Here is a 19,809-nt window from a genome sequence, read left to right as displayed (position 1 = left end):
TATATAAGAAGAGCATTTTGCTCTTTTTTTTATTATTTTTATAAAATCATGGAAATAAATAAAAAAGCTAAAAGTATTTTTTAGATTCCCTTTTAGCATCCCTTTCTTTAATAGTATTTCTTTTATCTACTACATTTTTACCTTTAGCTAAACCAATTAGAACTTTGATTTTATTTCTTTTTCAATAAACTTTTAAAGGTACAAGTGTTATTGAATCTTTTTTTATTTGCAACTGAAGTTTTATAATTTCATGCTTATGAAGTAAAAGTTTTCTTCTTCTATCTTGATCAACATTAAAGATATTCCCATTTTCATATGGTGCTATATGCATATTAATTATAAAAGCTTCATTTTTTATAAATGTAATATATGACTCATTAATAGAAGCGTTTTTTGATTGAAGAGATTTAACCTCAACGCCTTTTAATTCAATTCCAGCTTCATAAGTGTCTGAAATTGTATAATTAAAATTTGCTTTTTTATTAACAACCAAAATCTTCATGTTATTCTCACTTTGTAAGTTTTAATATCAATATATTATTCTATTTTATTTTATAGAAAATAGAATAAATTAACGATAAAAAATATTATCAATATTATCTTTTGATTTATTTAATTGTTTTAAAATAATTTTATTTTCTTTTTCTTTATCCTTGCTTAAAACAACACTAAACTTTTTAATTTTTGTTAAAACCTTTATATCTTTAATAGAAAAATTAAAAAATGAAATTCCAAATCCTTTATTATACAAAGACATTATTTCATTTAATTCTTTTGAATTATCTTTAATGGTTGAATTGGCTAAATTAAAGTTAAAAATAACATTATGAGGTTCTAGGTTATGTTTTTTAATTTTTGTATATATTTCAATTACTGAAAATACATTTTTTGATAATTCATTAACAGGGTAGTCAATTAATATTTTAGAATTAGTTGTTTTAATATTTTTTTTATCTTCTTCAATTAAATATTGATTGAATAGTTTCAATGAGTGATAAGCTATATATCTAATTACAAGATTAAGTTTTTCTTGATTATCACTAAACTTATTATGAAGTTGATCAAAACTAAAAATACTTTCTTTTAATCAAAAAATCTTAGGTATGAAATATTTTTCATTATTCAAACTAGATTTAATAAGCGATAATGATATATTGTTAAAATCATGTTCTTGTTTAACTTTTTCTAACTTATTTGTTTCATCTATATTATTTTTTAAAATATTGCTTCTATACAATTTAACAATATTGATGTCATTATTAATTGCTCAATATTTTTTTACATCCTCATTAAAAGAACTTAATTTATAAAAATCATTTGAATGTATCCCATATAAACTAGCATATCCAACAATTTGAATATCATAGAATTGGTTGTTAAAATCAATTTTATTTGGAAACATTTTTAACACTTTTTCAAGTTCATATAAAAAATCATCTTCTGTTCGATTATTTTTATTATTGTTTGCAATTGATTTATTAAGATTTATTTTATTTTTATCTTTAACTTTAAAAAACAAACCATATTCATTATTGAAAGTTTTAAAGTAAAAACATGTATCTTTAAAATTATATAAAACATATCTAATTAATGTTTTTTCAGCTTCAACAACAGCTTGTTTTCCTTCAGTTGTTAACAAATTTTCAATATTAATAAAACTAATTGTTAAAAAAACACCAATGTCTGTTTTATTTGTTTTTATATATTCATCAAAAGCTATTTTAGAATAATGACTATTAACAAAATAATCATTATCATAATGAATTGATGTTCTAAGTTTATAAGTGTTGTCAATTAAATTTGTTAAATAATTTCCAATTGCATACATAAGCAAAAACAAAGGATAATTAATAGCTATGTTAATTAAAATTGATGTTAAATTATTTTCATTATAAAAAATAAGAGAAACAGCACACATTAAACAAAACATTAAAAAAGATAAAATAAATACATATTTGAATTTGTTTCCAAAAAGGAATCTCACAACTCCTACAAAAATTGTTGCAATAACATAAAAAACCAAAAGAAAAAGTATGTGTGGTTGAAACCCATAATCTGGTAAAAAAATGTTAGAAAATAAAAACACTATAAAACTACCAACCATACATATGGATGATGTAAATAAAGCAAAGAGAGTTAAGACAACTATCTGTGACAAGACTAAATAATTTGGATTAACTTGTTTCATTATAATTATTAAAATAGGCGATATTGATGAATATATAATCCCAAGAATTAAAAATATTAAAATTTTTTTAATTGTATCAACATTCTTTTTGATAAGTGTTTTTTTAAGTAAGTTATAAAAAACAAAAAAAATTATACAAAATATCCCAACTGAACTTAACACATATAACAGTATTGTTAAAAATTCTTGTCCTGGTGTATTTGTACTACCAATTGTTATTATATTCATGTTTGATACAAGTGAAACTTTATTCATACTAATTATTATAAATAATAAATTTATAATAATTAATAACAAACTAACTTATTGGTTATAATTTAATTTGTAATTTTTTAATGAGGTAAAAATGAGATCAATTATAGGAAGTGTAATCAGGGCAAATAAAATTTTTAGAATTATTGAAAACAACGACAAGATATGCGTTGGTGTATCTGGTGGTAAAGATTCTATGTTGCTATTAGAAACTCTTGGAATTTATAAAAACATAATAAAAAAAGAGTTAAATTGAGACATAGAAATTTATGGTGTTCATTTAAAAATGAATTTGTGCGCAATAGAATATGAACCAATTATAAAATATTGAAAATCTAAGGGGATAAAATTTGTAATTGCAGATACTCAAATGGGTGAAATATTAAGAGCTCAAATGAAAAAAGGTAAAATACAATGTTCTTTATGTTCCAAAATGAAAAAAGCAATTTTAATTGATGAAGCAAAAAAACTTGGTTGTAATAAAGTTGCGATGGGTCATCATGCAGATGATGCTATTGAAACATTTTTTATGAATATGATAAATGAAGGTAGAATTGCCACTTTTAAACCAAAAATGTATTTGGATAGAAGTGACATCTGATTTATTAGACCATTTATTTTAGCAAGAGAAAGTGATATATCAAGAACAGCTAAAAAACTTTCTATGCCAATTGTACCTTGTGGATGTCCAATGGAAGGATTTACTCAAAGAGACTCTATGAAGGATTTTTTAAGTCAAAACTTTTATAAAAATAAAAAATGAAATGCAAGTTATAAAAACTTTTTAGTATCCCTTTTAAATGGAAAAGAATCTAGTTTATGATTTAATGATGAAAATGCTAAAAACATTGATCTTTTAAGCCAAATTAAAAATGATGGAAACTATTAAATATCATAGTGATGCTATATTTCTTATATAAAGAAAATAGCATTTTTATTTCATTAACAGTAATATAACATTAACAAAATAAAACTTTTTAAAAATAAATTTAAAGAAAATAAGTTGGTAATAAAAAAATAGTTTGAAAATAATTTTCAAACTATAGCAAAATAGTTAATATATCAAAATTCTTTGAATATAATTATTTTTTTGAATTTTTCATATTCATTATGTTTTTAAAAAATACACCAACATTTTTAAAAGTATTAACAATTACATTATTACTTTCTTCTTTATTATTAACTAATATTTCATCAATAACTGGATCTTTGATTGGTGCATTTGTGTCAATATCAAAATTTTTAACATCCGAATGGAAAATCATACCTATTATTGGAAGTTTATCTTTTAATAATTGAACCAAAGTAACATCAGAATCTGACTTAGTTATCATATCAGTTCTAAGACAACTCATTTTAATATGTTCATAATAATTGTAAGAACATAAAGATGTTGTATATAAATAAAATTTGTGAAGTTGTTTACTTCTTAAATGTTTTAAAAATTTATTGAATAAAAGTTTACTTAATCCTCTTTTTTGGTGTGATGGTAAAACAGAGAAAAACAACAATTCACTTGAAAAACCTACAACACGTTAAACATCATCTAAAATTTTTTTATATGTTTCTATTGTTTTTATTTCTAATCTATAAAGAGCTAATTCTTTTTCAGTAAATTTTTTTGATTCTATTTCATTTATAATTTTTGAACAATCAATTAAATGTAAATTTTTGTCACTAATCAAATTTTTACTGCCATCATTAATTCTTGCTAATAAAACACCAACTATATCATCATTTTCTTCTAAAACTATTCCATAGTTTGCTTTATCAATTATATTATTTAGTGAGTATTGAGAAATTAATTCATTAAACTCTTTGCTAGTTGGAGCTATAGAGTCATAATTAAGAATATTTGAAGAATGTTTAACTAATTTGCTTAAATCATCAAGTTTAAAATTTCTTAAAATCATTATATCTCCTAAATTCACACGTTCATTTATATTATAATCTATTAGTATATAAAATATTATTATATAAAATATTATGAAATATAGGACTATTATGAAAACAGAAGAAAGATTATTAGCAGTAACAGATCAAAATAAATGTGAAGGATGCAAAATGTGCATTAATGTTTGTCCAACAAATTCTATAAGAATTGTTAATAATAAATCAATTATAGATGACACTTGTATAGCTTGTGGTGCTTGTGTAAATATATGCCCAAAAGAAGCTATAGATCTTAAAATGGTAATAACTAAAATAGATGAGTAATTATATGATTATAAAAATAGTTAGTGTTGGTTCAATTAAGTCCAACAATTTAAAACAATTAATATTTGAATATCAAAAAAAGATTAATCACTTCGTAAAATTAGAATTTATTGAAATTAAAGAATCACTTATAACAGATGAAAACAACTATACAATAATTAACAATGCATTACAAAAAGAAGGTGTGCAAATGATGAAATATATTAATAAAAAATCATTTGTAGTTGTTAATGCTATAGAAGGAAAACAATATAATTCTACAGAATTTTCAAACTTCATTTCAGAAATAATAGATAATCCTATATATAGTGAGTTGGTTTTTATAATTGGTAGTAGTCATGGAGTAAGCAATGAAATAAAAATTAAAGCTAACGCACTAGTATCTTTTTCAAAAATGACTTTTCCTCATCAATTATTTAATCTTATTTTATGTGAACAATTATATAGAGCTTTTACGATTAAAAAAAACATTAAATATCACAAATAAGTTCATTATTAAAAAATTCAATATTTTTAATTTTTTAATTATTTAAAAAATAACTTAAATATCTTAATTATGTTTTTTTAAAAATAGGTCTTTATTAAATTAAATTATTTATAGTATTTTAATTTTTAATTATCATGAATTTATTTTCGTATTTAGTTTAATTTTTTTAATTTCGAACAAATTTTATAAAAATTGCAACATTTACAAAATGTTACAATTCCGGTTTTAATTTAAATATTTAATAGTTAAAAATTATAAATATAATTTTATATTTTTTAATTAAAGTTTAATTGCTATTTTTAAAACACCATCTTTTTGATTAGCAAAAAAATCATAAGCTTCTACAATTTTATCAAAAGGCATTGTATGAGTTACAAGTTTAGTTAAATCTACTCTATTGTTTTGAATCAATTCAATTAATCTTCTCATTCTTTCTTTACCACCTGGGCATAGTGAGAAATTAATTGATCCATCACTTAAACCAGCACCTATTGTATCTAATGGGATTGTTAAATCATTGCTATAAACTCCCAAAGATGATAATGTGCCACCCGGTCTTAATAATTTCATACCTTGTGCAAAAGTTTCTTGTTTTCCTAAACATTCAATTGCTGAATCTAACATTCTACCTTCTGTAATTTCTTTTACTTTATCAATTACATTTTCTTTTGTGTAATTTATTGTATGAGTAGCACCTAATTCTTTTGCAATAGCTAAACGTTTTTCATTTCCATCAATAGCAATAATTTTTGATGCTCCTAATAATTTTGCACCAGTTGCTGCACATAATCCAATTGGACCCATAGCAATTACACCTACAAAATCTCCTAATTTAATTTTTGCATTTTCAGCACCAGAAAATCCTGTAGACATTATATCTGGACACATTAAAACTTGTTCATCAGTTAAGTTAGATGGCACTCTTGCTAAATTATACATAGCATCTTTTACTAGTACATATTCAGCTTGACACCCATCAATCTTATTCCCAAATTTTCAACCATTAGTTAATTTATAACCAAATCTTTCTTCTGGACCATCTTGTGATGATTGTCCACATTGACATGCTGCTGAATGCCCACTAGGAGTTATAGCACCAGCTAACACTATTTCATTTAATTCAAAACCTGTTACCATATCACCATATGCTACAAGTGTTCCTACAGCCTCGTGACCAATAGTTAATCCTGATTTGACAGGATATTCTCCTTTTAAAATATGAACATCTGTACCACAAATAGTAGTTGTTGAAACTTTAATTAATGCATCATTAGGTCCAACAGTTGGAACATCTTTTTCAACTATTTCTATTTTTCCTTTTTTAACAAAAACTAAAGCTTTCATTTTTTTTGGTAATTTTACCGATTTCATTTTTTCACCTTCTTTCTCCTAACTCAATTTTATTGCTAAAAAATTATTACAACATAAAAAAAATAAAATTTTTTATAAAAAATAATTTTATTTAATTAATCAAAATAAAAATTTATAAAAAATGTACTAAAAATGGTGTTGTTAATTTAGTTTCTTTGCTTTTGGTTAAATTTTTTCAATATTTAATATTAAAAAAACATTAAAAATGAAGTAATGATCATTTTTAATGTTTAAAATTTTTTTGCTATATAAAAGTTTATAAAACAAATTGTTTTATCTTATTAAAACCATGTTTTCATGAACTCATTTATTTAGTTGACTTCTGTTATCAAAATACATACCTTCAAAAAATATTTTAGTTCCTAAGCTATCAAAATGTTTTTTGAAATTAAGTGTTTCATTTAAATATTCTGTTGCATCACTTAAATTATAGAAAGTATAAGTTCTATTAGTTCTTACATCTTTTATTTGATAAATATTTTGTACTGTAGTGCTATTTGGTAAATTACTATATTTGTTTGAACTTAAACCAATATTTAAAACTTCTTTACTTGCTATATTAAATTTAGTTTTAAATGTTTCATATAACTTTTGTAACGATTGATAGCTTGCTGTGGTATAAACAGATTCTTTAAAATTTTCACTATTTCAAATATTTTGATCTTTAATACCTTCTTTTAGATCGTTTGCTGAGTTGTCAAATAAAACATCAGGCATTTCTCCATTTTCGACAACTTTCATTCCATCTCAATATTTTCCAGGTAATTTAGTAATTTCTCCTGCTTGTCCTTGTGCAATATTATTACTATCAACAGATGGAAGTTTAACAAAATAAGCTGGTCTGATATTATCAACAATATTTTGTATTAATGTTACATTATTATCACTATCAGGAATAACATAACCATAATCATATGATGCACTTAGAGTTTGAATGTATGGTGACTCTTTATTTAATTTACTAATATCAAAAGATCCATTTTGATTCATAGTAATATTTAAACTTTTAATAACTTTTTGTGTTAGTTCTTCAATTGTTTTTGAAGTTGCATCTTCATTACCTATTAAAGCAAAGTATTTATTAAATTTATGGTTTCTTGGAGAATCATCACCATTAATATAATTTAATAATATTCTTCTCTTTAACTCACTAGAGTCATAGTATTTTATACCATTATAGTAATAATATTCTTCTACTTGTGGAAGTGTTATTGCTACTGGGTCAATTAGTTCCATTTGATTAATATTTGAAATTTCATAGTTAACAAAACCAAAATACTTAGAAACCGATAATCCACCATTTCAATAGAAACTTGTACCATCTGCTGTTGTGTATTGGTAAAAGTTTTGAGTATAAGTTTCTTTAAATAAATCATAAATAAAGAAAACTATTTCAGTAATTGTTAAAACACTTGCAAATATTTCTAATGCATAATTTAAACCTGTAAGAACTACTTCTTTAGCTTTACTAAATTTAGAAGAAACTCCAGATCATCAAGATTTTTTTTGTGATTTAAAACTAGCATTCTCAGGTCTATTAGGTCTATCAGGTGTGTTTGGACGATCTGGTGTGCTAGGACCACCATCAGGACCATCTGGAACATTAGGACGATCAGGCGCATCATTAGTAAGAATTTGAACTAATTCTTCTTCAGCATTAAATTGATAAGCTGAACTTAATGACGCATTGTCAACCGGGTCCATAATTACTGATCTATCACCTTCTCTGCTGATTGGTCTAACTTCATTACTTTGTCTTATAATTTCTAGCACAGAATAATCTTGATCAGGTGATGAAACTCTAAATCCACTTGGCGCATCTGTTAATACAATTTTTAGTTCAGTTGATAATTTACCATCAGCCATAATATATGGGTTTATAAATTCATCATTAAGGTCAAATAATTCATTTGAAAGAAATAATTTGCCATCTCTATTTGCATTACCTAAATTTAGAGTTCTGTCTCACATGTCACCATCTGGGGTAACACTTGGTGGTCTTGTACCTGAACCTCCACCAATGCTTCCACCGCCAGTAGCTCCGCCAGAACCACCACCAATGCTTCCTCCACCAGAGCCTCCACCGATGCTTCCTCCTGAGCCACCGCCAGAACCTCCACCAGGGCCTCCACCGATGCTTCCTCCTGAGCCACCGCCAGAACCTCCACCAGAGCCTCCACCGATGCTTCCTCCTGAGCCACCGCCAGAACCTCCACCAGATCCTCCGCCAATGCTTCCTCCTGAGCCACCGCCAGAACCTCCACCAGATCCTCCTCCGATGCTTCCGCCATCTCCGCCAGAACCACCACCAGAGCCTCCTCCGATGCTTCCGCCATCTCCGCCAGAACCACCACCAGAGCCTCCTTCAGAGCCTCCGCCAATGCTTCCACCATCTCCGCCAGAACCGCCACCAGATCCACCTCCGATGCTTCCGCCATCACCACCAGAGCCTCCACCGATACTTCCACCATCACCAACATCTGAGTTTATAGTTGTGTAAATATAATCAGAATTTTCATCAAGTAGTTCAAGTGTTGGATTATTAATAGCTGATGGTACTGAGTTTCTTTCACCATAAAGTTTATATAATGAATTTCCAACAAGAGCTGATGTACCAAAAATCATTTCAATTAAATATACAAGTCTTCTAGCAAATTCACTTGTACTAGAAGTAGCACTTTTATTTAAATAATTTAATTTATATTTTCTATCTAAAACAAAAGCTAAATATATTCTATATGAGCTAACTTTACCTTCGTTAGCTTTGATAAAGTTTACAAATGTTGATAATGCTTTAGAACCACTAAATTTACTTAGTTGATCCAAGTAACCATTAGTTATTATTGCTCCAGATTCTAAAAAGATTTTTATTTCAGTATTTAAAACTGATTCTGCAAGAGTATAATATTGGTTATTCTTTGCCCCAATAGAACTTATTAATAATTCCATATTTTGTTTTGTTCTAGGTGTAGTAATTGTTTTTAAAATTTCAACTCACTTAGTTTTATCAGGTTCATCATTTTGAATTTTTTTAATTTCTTCTTTTTGGTTATTTACAACGAAGTATTTAGCCATTTCTTCTGTGTTAAGTTGAGAGAAAGTGTCATAAACACCTCTTAGTTCAATTCTTACTGAATATAAATCTTCAGCTGCTATTATATTGTCTTCAATTAAGTAATTTAAATCAACAGAATCAAATGGAATCATTCCACCAGCAAATGAAATATTACTTTCAGCTTGCAAATACACAGCAGCCATCGCAATAAGATTTGGGTATTGTGTTTTAATTTCATTCAAGAAATATTCTGTAGAAGTATTTAAATCATATTCAGGATTTCCAATTTGGAAAAATTTAACCATATCAAATTTAGTTTTTTTATCTTTACTTAACAGTAAACTTGGACTATAAAGTGATACAAATTCTAAAACATCTTGAATAAAGTTACAAACATTAGTGAAATAGTCAATAATTAAGTTAATAACATCTTGACCTAAATTTCAACTTATAGCTCTTTGTAATAAAAAACTATAAAGAACTGGTATTTTGTAAAAAGAATTATACTTTTTACCACTCATCATTGAATCATTTGCTTCAATAACTTCTTTTGATAGTTGTGGACTTAATTTTTTAAGTTCTTCTAAAAATCATTGATCGTAAGATTCACCTTCTTCACCAATTGATAATAACGTTCTAAATAATAATGTGTTTGTAGATCCATTTTCTGCTTGGATTTTATTTAAATTATTATCATCATTAATGATTGATGAAAAGAATGAACCAATAGTTGAATCTATTTTAGATTCATTAAAAACTGATTTACTTACACCATTAACTTTTTTTCACATATCCTTATTTTTAAAAGATGTAACATCTAAAACACCTTGATAAAAATATGGACCAATTAAATCAGCACTATCTTTATTATCGATAATATATCTGCTTTCACCTTGATTTGATTGAACATGAACATAGTTTAAATCATTTATATTAACTTTATCCATTTGGGTTGAAACATTATTTCTTGTAATATCAACTTGTTCACCACTATCTGTTCTATAATTTAATCTTGTTTCAGCATTATTATTAATAAAACTAGATAGTTCATTATAAGCACCATCTTTAGATAAATCAATTGGAAGTGAATTTCCAGATGGAGAAGTAATTACTACTGTGTTATTAGTATTTCTCTTTGGAAAATATTCTTTTTCTAAATATTGTTTTAAATCAGATTTGCTATCAAAGTTTATTCCATTGAAATGATAACCTTCTTTAGTTTGAAAATATGATTTGTAAGCTTCTTCTTGGGAATTAAACACTTGGTCATTTGCACCTTGATAAACAGTGTTTTTAGAATTAATGTCATAACTAATATGTTTTCAAACATCTTGATTTGTTAAACCAATAACACCTTTAGCACTTGCATAATCAGCTAGATTAACATCAGTTTTCACACGTCTTGTTGTAATGTATTGATTATAAATTTCACTTCTCAATTTATTTGGATCACTATATGTTTTTGTTACTCCATTTAAAGTAACACTTCATTTTGAGTTATATCCTTCAATATCAACAACTTTAGAATTTTTATTAACATAATCCATTAATGAATTATATGAATCAAAACTCTTATTTCCAAGATTATAAGCACCTTTATAATAATTAAAATTTGTTGAACTATTGCCCACAGCAATTGATGAAATAACTGGAACAGCTGCTATAGTTGAAGAACCAACTAATAGTAAAAGTTTTTTACTGGAAAGTAATTTTTTGCAGTTTATTTTTTTATGATTTATTCCTATTTTTTTGTTCATAATAAACTCCCTATCTACCAGGTCCCATTACATTGTTATTTCATCAATTTTGAGTTCTTACTCTTTGCTGTCTTCTAGTTTTAATCTTATTAGTAGAAACATTACAGAAATATAAAGAAGTGAATCCAACTAAAGCTATAATTATTCCCAATGAACTTCATGTACCAATAATTACATCTCTATAGAATTTTGATGTTGAATTATTAACTGGTGGAAGTATTGGATCAATTGGATTTAATCCATTAATTGTGTATACATAGTCTTTAACAAATTTTGTTAAATCATCATAACTTACAAATCCATAGTAATTACTTGAGTTAATAGGATTTACATCATATGTTGTATATTTTGATACATTTCTTGTTTGATAATTTGGTATGTAACAAACATATAATTTTGTAATTTTATTTTTATATAAAGTTTCAGTTGTTGTTGATGGTGTTGTTCCATTTGTTTGGTAGAAAACATAATCTTTACTAGCATCAACATTTATTTTCTTTAAAGCATTTTCTCAAGCTTGTTTTTCAGATACTGAATAATCACCATTAACACTGTTTATAATTTCTGATGTTAATAAATTCCCACTGTAATCATAGAAATCATACCTTTTTGTTGGTTTTCCAAGTTTATCTAAATAAAACTCAGAATTTAATTCTTCAGTTGAACCAATGACTCTTGAACTTCTATCTGATAAACTAATGTTAAATTTATTTCCATAAGTTATATATCTACCATACTTGATTGTTGCTGGTGATTTGTCTTTGTTATATAAATAAACAACATCATTAGAATCAGCTATTGAATTTTCATTAACATTTTTAATTAAAGTTGTTGATGGATCTCCAGTTTCTGAAAACTTCTTAAGACTTTTATTGTATTGATAGATTGCTTCAATAGTTCCATATGGACTATTTAATAATGATTTATCATCATCTTCTCTACGGTTTAATTGTTTTTCAAGTTGTTGTTCTGTAACATTATTATTAAGAAAATACAATCTATCAATCATTTTTACATTTGGATCAAATTTACTAGATGCTGAATGATTATAAAAACCAAAGTTTGAATATTTTTTAACAGTATTATATTTAACTAGTAAATTCTCTTTTGTTAGATTTAATGATTTATTTCTATCATATCCATATGTATTAGAAATATTCATAAATGAAGTTCTAGCTTCATTTCTTCAATCATAATTTGATTTTGAAACTGAACTAAGATAGTTTTTTATACCTCTTCTTGGATCAACACGGAAATCTTCATAATCTTTAATTTTAAGAATTATTGTGTCTGATATTAAAAATAATGGTGAGTCATTATATGAAATAGCATATTTTATGTTGTCACCGTTTTTAGCAAAGTTTTCTTGGAAGTTATATTTGTAATTATCAACAATATAATCACTAAGTGTTGAAGCTGATCTGCTAGTTCTTGAATTAGAATATGTTTTTTCTAATTGCTCGATTGACATGTGAAGTGCAACACTCAAAAAAGAGTGTGCACTTCATTTGTTTTGTTTGTAAGTGTTCACTAATAAAAAGATAATGAATATTAGGAGTGCTTATGAAAACTTATAAACATTTAACAAAAGAAGAAAGATGCTTAATTTATTTTCTTTGAAATAAAGAAAAATATTCTATGAATAAGATTGCAAAAATCTTAAATAAAAACAAATCAACAATATCAAGAGAATTAAAAAGAAACACATCTTCAACAGGGATTTATTATTCATCAACTGCTCACAAAAAATACATTAGAAGAAAATCAAATTGTCATATGTTTTTTATGTTGAAGTACAAAAACTTCACAGATCTTTTTATTCAAAAATTTAATCCTAAATCTCATGGTGTAGAAGCTACAATTTTTTGAATAAAAGAAAACTATCCGTTAGTTAAAGTTCCAAGTGCTAGGCAAGTATTTAGATGAATCAATAGCAAGATTTGAAAGATACAAAGAAGAGATTGTTTAAGAAGAAAATATGTTAAAGGAAAAAGAAGAAAAATAGGTATATTTTCTAAAATTGATGGAAAATACTGCATTCCTTATAGTCTAAGACCAGAAAAGATAAACAATAGAAAAGAATTTGGACATTGAGAAGCTGATCTAATAGTTAGTAAAAGGCAAAGTGGTTATTACCACTTATTGACATTAGTGGAAAGAAAAACAAGGTTGGCAATTATTAGAAAAATAAAAGGGAAGAACGCTAGATCAATGATGGCTAAAATGTATACCATTATTCGAGATGAAAAACTCCCAATAAAAAGCATCACTGTTGATAATGGGTTAGAGTTTCAAATGATGGGAATAACTGCAAAACAATTCAACTTTAAAGTTTATTATTGCCAACCTTATTCTTCATTCCAAAGAGGGTCCAACGAGAACATAAATGGGATAGTTAGAAGATGATATAAAAAAGGAACTGACTTCAGTTTAGTAAGTGAAGATAAAATAAAAACTCTTGAATGAAAAGTAAACAACATCCCAAGAAAAATGTTTGGTTATAAAACAGCTTACCAAATGTATCAAGAAAATATTTAAAACAAAAAAACTCTCAACTTATATTTCAAAGTCGAGAGTTTAATGTAACATTGAAGTGTTGCACTTCACATGTCAGTTAGGGAATTAGAATATGTTTTTTCTAATTCATTTTTAACAGCACCTCAAACTTTACCTTTGATTTCAGTTTTAAGTTGTTCATAATTATCACTATATCCTGTTGATAATTTTGATTCACCTAGGAAATTAGTGTTAACAATTTTTTGTGCTAAATCTGCTAATTTTCTAGCACAATCTTCCATACCTTTGTTGTTGTTAAAATATAACATTGCTTTATTATATGTTGCATCATATGCTTCTTTAGCTTTTTTTGAAACATCATATCAACTAAAGTTGTGTTGATTAACTTGAATTTGGAAAGAATCAATTTTATCACTTCCCCAATATTTTTTAAGTTCAGAATAAGATTCATTTTTCAAATTATTTAAAGCTGAATCTGAAACACCATAATAATCTCTTAGGATATAACTATTATATTTAGTAAAACCAAAACCAAAAATTCATTCATAATGAACAAAGTTACTAGTTAAAGTAAATAAAGAGTTGTCATAAATTATTTGAACCATGTCGTTTATTAATTTATTTGTTTGGTCTTCAATAAGACTTGTTGAATATCAAGTGTAGTTATTTTTACTATATTTAACTCCATCAGATTGAAGTCTCATAACATCAAAACCTGATCCATCAATTGCTGCATTTGAGAATGCTAGTTCTTTTAATTTATTTAAATCATTTTTGTTTAAAGGGTTGATGTTATATGTTGGTTTGTTTAAATCTGAATAATCTTTTATTTCATAATATGCAATTCCATTTGAGTAACTTTCTATATCACCAACCATTGCATTTGTTGCTTCCATTTCAGAATCATAAGCAATATTATTGTTGTCTAAATATTTAACAACAGGATTTTGAACATGACTTCTTTTAGCTTCTTGAATATTTGAAGTATATTTTCCATCAATTTTTAAATAAGCTGGTACAATTTTACCGTTACCTGATTCAATGTCTGCTAATTTTGAAATATCAATAGATGTAAAATCACCAACATTTGTCGCTTCATCAATATCACCCAAGTATGTTTTTTGAGTAACAGTACTTAGTATTTGTTGAATTTGATCATCTGTTGATAATTTATTAACTTTTGGATCACTAACCAAAAGATTGTTATGTTTAAATTGTAAATTACTACCTTTAGAATTTAGTAATTCATGAACCGTACCAACCAACATTGATGTTGTAATACTAGCAGAAAAGATTGAGGCAAAGCCTACCGATAGCACTTTTTTCATATATACTCCCTTTATAATCTATCTTTTATATAGTAAAAAAGTTAAAATTAGTTCTAATTTTTCTGAAAATAAATTAAATTGATAGTTCAAAAAATCATTTAAATTAAAGAAGCATAAGTTGAAACATCACTAACAACTATATTGATTTATATATCTATAATTTAAATAACATATGATAACTAACTATTATTAATCTAATTTTTTCATCCCCCATTTTATCTTCATCACCCTTCATACATTAAATATAACATAAAATATACTATATATACATATATATATAATTTATTACTATAAAATAAAGTAAATTTATTTGATTTTGTAAATTTTTTTATGTTTTTTTAACTTTTGAAAATAAAAAATAAGAAAATATATTATTAAAAAAATATTTTTCATCAAAATTTACTACCCAAATTCTTTGATCAATAGACAAAAATAGCATTCACTCAAATTAGAGTGAATGCTATTGCTCGATTGACATGTGAAGTGCAACACTCAAAAAAGAGTGTGCACTTCATTTGTTTTGTTTGTAAGTGTTCACTAATAAAAAGATAATGAATATTAGGAGTGCTTATGAAAACTTATAAACATTTAACAAAAGAAGAAAGATGCTTAATTTATTTTCTTTGAAATAAAGAAAAATATTCTATGAATAAGATTGCAAAAATCTTAAATAAAAACAAATCAACAATATCAAGAGAATTAAAAAGAAACACATCTTCAACAGGGATTTATTATTCATCAACTGCTCACAAAAAATACATTAGAAGAAAATCAAATTGTCATATGTTTTTTATGTTGAAGTACAAAAACTTCACAGATCTTTTTATTCAAAAATTTAATCCTAAATCTCATGGTGTAGAAGCTACAATTTTTTGAATAAAAGAAAACTATCCGTTAGTTAAAGTTCCAAGTGCTAGGCAAGTATTTAGATGAATCAATAGCAAGATTTGAAAGATACAAAGAAGAGATTGTTTAAGAAGAAAATATGTTAAAGGAAAAAGAAGAAAAATAGGTATATTTTCTAAAATTGATGGAAAATACTGCATTCCTTATAGTCTAAGACCAGAAAAGATAAACAATAGAAAAGAATTTGGACATTGAGAAGCTGATCTAATAGTTAGTAAAAGGCAAAGTGGTTATTACCACTTATTGACATTAGTGGAAAGAAAAACAAGGTTGGCAATTATTAGAAAAATAAAAGGGAAGAACGCTAGATCAATGATGGCTAAAATGTATACCATTATTCGAGATGAAAAACTCCCAATAAAAAGCATCACTGTTGATAATGGGTTAGAGTTTCAAATGATGGGAATAACTGCAAAACAATTCAACTTTAAAGTTTATTATTGCCAACCTTATTCTTCATTCCAAAGAGGGTCCAACGAGAACATAAATGGGATAGTTAGAAGATGATATAAAAAAGGAACTGACTTCAGTTTAGTAAGTGAAGATAAAATAAAAACTCTTGAATGAAAAGTAAACAACATCCCAAGAAAAATGTTTGGTTATAAAACAGCTTACCAAATGTATCAAGAAAATATTTAAAACAAAAAAACTCTCAACTTATATTTCAAAGTCGAGAGTTTAATGTAACATTGAAGTGTTGCACTTCACATGTCAGTTAGGGAATAGCATTCACTCAAATTAGAGTGAATGCTATTTTCAGATTGTTAAAACATAAATTTACAAATTATTTTTTAAATTTCTGTATGTTTTGATGTTTTTCTTTTTAGTGATTTTAATTCTTCCTGAAAAGAAATTTTTCTTTCATAATAGTGCTTATTAATTTCGTCGTTAGTTAAATTTGATAATGACCTTCTATAATTATTTTTCATAGTTATTATAGATTTTTTAAAGCTTCCATTTTTTCTCTTAGTTGTTTTCTTTCAGCTTCTATTCTTTCAATGTTTTGTTTAATTTTCTTTTCATATTCTTCAATTCTTTTTGACATTGAATCTTCTAATTCTGCTGCACTAAATTTTGGAACTGCTGGTTGAACAAGAGTTTCATCTATATATTTTTTTTCCATGTTTACTTCTCCATTACTTAATTCAGATAAGTCAAAATTATTATTTCCACTTTCAATTACAGGTGGAATATAGCTTGTGAAATTTTCATAATCAATTTCTGTATTTTGACTTGGAACAATTGAGTTAGTTCTATTAAATGCATCACCTATAGTACTATAGTTTTTATCATACTCAAGTGATTGGATTGTTGACGGAGATAAAGCTGATACATCTCCCATTGGTGAATGATACATTCTAAGATCTTTAATATCAATATAAATATTAAAGATATCCATTTCATTGTTACCTTTAGATAACACATAGTCTCTAATATTCAATACAAGTCTTTTGTACAATTCACATAATTGAGTTTTTCAGTTTTGATCAACATCATCTGAATATTTATCTTTATCATCCCCAAAAATACTATCTGGAGTATCGATTAATTCAGATTCAATTGTTATTCCATTTTTTGCAAAAATTTCATTAATTTTGTCAACTATGAAACCAAAAACATTTCCTTCTCTAACTTTTTTAGATTTATTACTTAAGATTCTATGAACATCAACCAATGATAAACTTGGTTTAATTGATGGTATGCACCCTTTTATAAAGTTAGCCAATTCTACAAAGTATGAGAAAATAATTTTTTTATTATAAACAGTACTGTAGTTTACAAATTGTTCAACTTGTTGAACAAATTTATTTTTAGATGATTTATCAACTCAGATTGATAATGTATTTAAGAATTTTTGGTTAACTATAATTTTATTAGATTTGATAGCAAAGAATTCTGCTAAATAAATATAGAATAATGAGTTGTTAAATTCTAATTTAATGTCTAATTGTAAAATTAGATCAAATAAAGATTCAGCTTTGTTTGCTGTTTGTCTAACAAAGTCACTTTGTCCAATAGAAAAAGCATCTAAATTGTTAACAGCTAAATATAATAAATCATTTAGTTTTAAATTATAGTTATTTAATACTAGCATTCTTCAAATGAAGTCATAAATTGATTTTAATGCATGAACATTCAATTCATAGTCATTTTGGAATTCATTGTAATCTTCATAAGAAAGCTGATTTTCGTTTTCAGTATCGAAGTATGATTCAGGAATTGAAATTTCATTAGATCCATCTCTAATTGATCCATCTGTTATCTCAGTTAAACTTTCTAATGTATCAAAAGATTTAATTTCATCTGGAGTTTCACTTTGATTTGAAACAATTATGTCATTATCAAATACATTATTTGATGATTCCATATCACTTCAATTATCATCATTATTTGAATCAACAATATTTGCTGGAATAGTTTCTACTTCAACAATCTCTTCTTCTGGGTTTTGATCTGTTTCAATTACTTCAATATTGTTTCAATCAATATCATCTTCAATTTGAGTTTGATCAATTATATCTAAACTTTCTTCTTCAGTTGGTTCTATAATTTCAGCTGGTGATTCATTTGCAAACATAACTTCTGGTTCGCTTGGTTGTGTTACAACTTCAACTTCATCACCTCAACTACTATCAATTACATCTTCAAAATTTTCTTCAGGAACAACTTCGTTTTCGCTACTATAATCAACAACATTATCTTCTAAAGTGTCATTACTTACAACTTGAACATCTTCTTGATATTGAACATTATCTTCAGTTGGAACAACTTGTTCAACATAAATTTCATCTTGAACAGGCATTTCTTCTTGGATAGGTGTTTCTTCTTGAATAACTACTTCTTGATCAAATGGGATTTCATCTTGAACAACAACTTCTTCTTCAACTGGAACTTCATTTAATGAAATTGTTTCATCTTGTAATTCATCATTTGAAACAATAACTTCTTGTTCAGGCATTAAATCATCATTTTGATATTCATTAACATTTTCAAAATTGTTTAATTCAACAGTGTTATTTTCTTCATTTGTAACAAATTCATTATTTTCTGGAACAAGTTCTTGATAATTTTCTTCTACATTTTGATCATTAACAAAATTTTGTTGTTCATCATAATTTTGTTGACCATCATCAACATAATTATCTTGGTATTGTTCTTGATCATAATAATCAACTTGTTCTTGTGCGTTTAATGAATCATCATAATTATTTATGTCACTAACTTCAGCATTTTGAGATTCAAAAACTGAAGGTGTTTCTAATGACGGGTTAAGAGCAATATCATTTTTTAAGTAAGTGTTGTACACAAAGAAGTAGACATTTTTATTTTTTTTGAATACTTTTTTAATTACTTTATAAATACTTTTAACATCAGGAATGTTTTCAATGATTTGTTCGTTTGTTCCAAAATCTTCTTTAACACAAATAAAATAAACTTTTGATTGATCTATAGCATTCTCTTTAATAAAATTTTGTAGTTCTACATCAGTAGCTACATCTTTTAATGATTTATTAATGTCTAGAATTTCAGCATCGTCGCTTGTTAAGTTGTAATCTTCTAGAACCAATTTATTGTCTTCAGAAACAATTAATTTTTTAAAGTCCATATATATACCTCGATAACACTATACATAAATTATTATAAGTTTAAAAAAATTCATTTTCAATATTAAAGCATATTTTTGTGTTAAAAAACCAAAATTATGGTATATAATAAAATTTTATAATTTT

The 19,809-nt window shown here is 25.7% G+C and carries 14 protein-coding genes and 1 pseudogene; 5 read left to right on the top strand and 10 right to left on the bottom strand.

The features are described from left to right. Positions 1-67 precede the first annotated feature (67 nt). Both smpB and EXC57_RS02295 read right to left on the bottom strand, forming a co-directional pair. Entirely contained in the window at positions 68-520 is a 453-nt protein-coding gene (gene smpB / locus EXC57_RS02300; protein WP_320169028.1) for an SsrA-binding protein SmpB, read from the bottom strand. 51 nt (positions 521-571) lie between these two features. Continuing rightward, entirely contained in the window at positions 572-2,443 is a 1,872-nt protein-coding gene (locus tag EXC57_RS02295; RefSeq protein ID WP_129692581.1) for an MFS transporter, read from the bottom strand. Between the two features lie 91 nt (positions 2,444-2,534). Here EXC57_RS02295 and EXC57_RS02290 point away from each other — a divergent pair, with 91 nt between their 5' ends. Then, positions 2,535-3,329: a tRNA 2-thiocytidine biosynthesis TtcA family protein gene (locus tag EXC57_RS02290; RefSeq protein WP_004025127.1), complete on the top strand. Its 795-nt coding sequence runs from the start codon at positions 2,535-2,537 to the stop codon at positions 3,327-3,329. Positions 3,330-3,522: 193 nt separating this feature from the next. Here the strand turns inward: EXC57_RS02290 and EXC57_RS05260 are convergent, their stop codons facing one another. The 3 genes and pseudogenes from EXC57_RS05260 to EXC57_RS02280 all read right to left on the bottom strand — a co-directional run bounded on the left by EXC57_RS05260 (position 3,523) and on the right by EXC57_RS02280 (position 4,353). After that, positions 3,523-3,774, bottom strand: coding sequence for a hypothetical protein (locus EXC57_RS05260; protein ID WP_229503189.1), 252 nt, complete (start codon positions 3,772-3,774; stop codon positions 3,523-3,525). 69 nt (positions 3,775-3,843) lie between these two features. Then, positions 3,844-3,948, bottom strand: a pseudogene (locus EXC57_RS05355) (GNAT family N-acetyltransferase); the annotation flags it as partial. Between the two features lie 27 nt (positions 3,949-3,975). Further along, on the bottom strand, positions 3,976-4,353 hold the full coding sequence (locus EXC57_RS02280; protein WP_129692579.1) for a hypothetical protein: 378 nt from the start codon (positions 4,351-4,353) through the stop codon (positions 3,976-3,978). A 91-nt stretch (positions 4,354-4,444) separates the two neighbouring features. Between EXC57_RS02280 and EXC57_RS02275 the strand changes: the two genes are divergently transcribed. Both EXC57_RS02275 and EXC57_RS02270 read left to right on the top strand, forming a co-directional pair. Further along, the gene (locus EXC57_RS02275; protein WP_004025129.1) at positions 4,445-4,657 is read left to right on the top strand and encodes a 4Fe-4S binding protein; all 213 of its coding nucleotides are present in this window, start codon (positions 4,445-4,447) and stop codon (positions 4,655-4,657) included. Between the two features lie 4 nt (positions 4,658-4,661). Next, the gene (locus EXC57_RS02270) at positions 4,662-5,144 is read left to right on the top strand and encodes a 23S rRNA (pseudouridine(1915)-N(3))-methyltransferase RlmH (RefSeq protein WP_004025130.1); all 483 of its coding nucleotides are present in this window, start codon (positions 4,662-4,664) and stop codon (positions 5,142-5,144) included. A 279-nt stretch (positions 5,145-5,423) separates the two neighbouring features. Here EXC57_RS02270 and EXC57_RS02265 read toward each other — a convergent pair whose 3' ends face one another. The 3 genes from EXC57_RS02265 to EXC57_RS02255 form a co-directional block, all read right to left on the bottom strand. Then, a complete protein-coding gene (locus tag EXC57_RS02265; RefSeq protein ID WP_129692578.1) occupies positions 5,424-6,515 on the bottom strand; it encodes a zinc-binding dehydrogenase in 1,092 nt (363 codons plus the stop codon). A gap of 273 nt (positions 6,516-6,788) precedes the next feature. Beyond that, on the bottom strand, positions 6,789-11,327 hold the full coding sequence (locus tag EXC57_RS05170) for a hypothetical protein (RefSeq protein WP_159402890.1): 4,539 nt from the start codon (positions 11,325-11,327) through the stop codon (positions 6,789-6,791). Between the two features lie 10 nt (positions 11,328-11,337). Further along, a complete protein-coding gene (locus tag EXC57_RS02255) occupies positions 11,338-12,798 on the bottom strand; it encodes a hypothetical protein (RefSeq protein ID WP_129692577.1) in 1,461 nt (486 codons plus the stop codon). A 92-nt stretch (positions 12,799-12,890) separates the two neighbouring features. Between EXC57_RS02255 and EXC57_RS02250 the strand changes: the two genes are divergently transcribed. After that, complete coding sequence (locus EXC57_RS02250; RefSeq protein ID WP_129692495.1) at positions 12,891-13,865, top strand: IS30 family transposase; 975 nt, start codon at positions 12,891-12,893, stop codon at positions 13,863-13,865. Here the strand turns inward: EXC57_RS02250 and EXC57_RS02245 are convergent. After that, positions 13,862-15,172 carry a hypothetical protein gene (locus EXC57_RS02245; protein ID WP_129692576.1) on the bottom strand — a complete coding sequence of 437 codons (1,311 nt, stop codon included), beginning with the start codon at positions 15,170-15,172 and terminating at the stop codon, positions 13,862-13,864. The two genes, EXC57_RS02250 and EXC57_RS02245, sit on opposite strands and share 4 nt — an antisense overlap. A gap of 570 nt (positions 15,173-15,742) precedes the next feature. Here EXC57_RS02245 and EXC57_RS02240 point away from each other — a divergent pair. Further along, positions 15,743-16,717 (top strand): IS30 family transposase, encoded by a 975-nt coding sequence (locus EXC57_RS02240; protein ID WP_129692495.1) that lies wholly within the window; start codon positions 15,743-15,745, stop codon positions 16,715-16,717. Between the two features lie 295 nt (positions 16,718-17,012). On the opposite strand, the gene EXC57_RS02235 is transcribed toward EXC57_RS02240, so the two are convergent. Then, positions 17,013-19,685 carry a hypothetical protein gene (locus EXC57_RS02235; protein ID WP_129692575.1) on the bottom strand — a complete coding sequence of 891 codons (2,673 nt, stop codon included), beginning with the start codon at positions 19,683-19,685 and terminating at the stop codon, positions 17,013-17,015. Positions 19,686-19,809: the final 124 nt, after the last annotated feature.

It is taken from the genome of Malacoplasma iowae, assembly GCF_900660615.1.
In the GTDB taxonomy this organism is placed as follows: domain Bacteria; phylum Bacillota_I; class Bacilli_A; order Mycoplasmatales; family Mycoplasmoidaceae; genus Malacoplasma; species Malacoplasma iowae.
The sequence above is the reverse complement of the archived record's forward strand: the minus strand, read 5'-3'. Positions and strand labels throughout refer to the sequence as shown.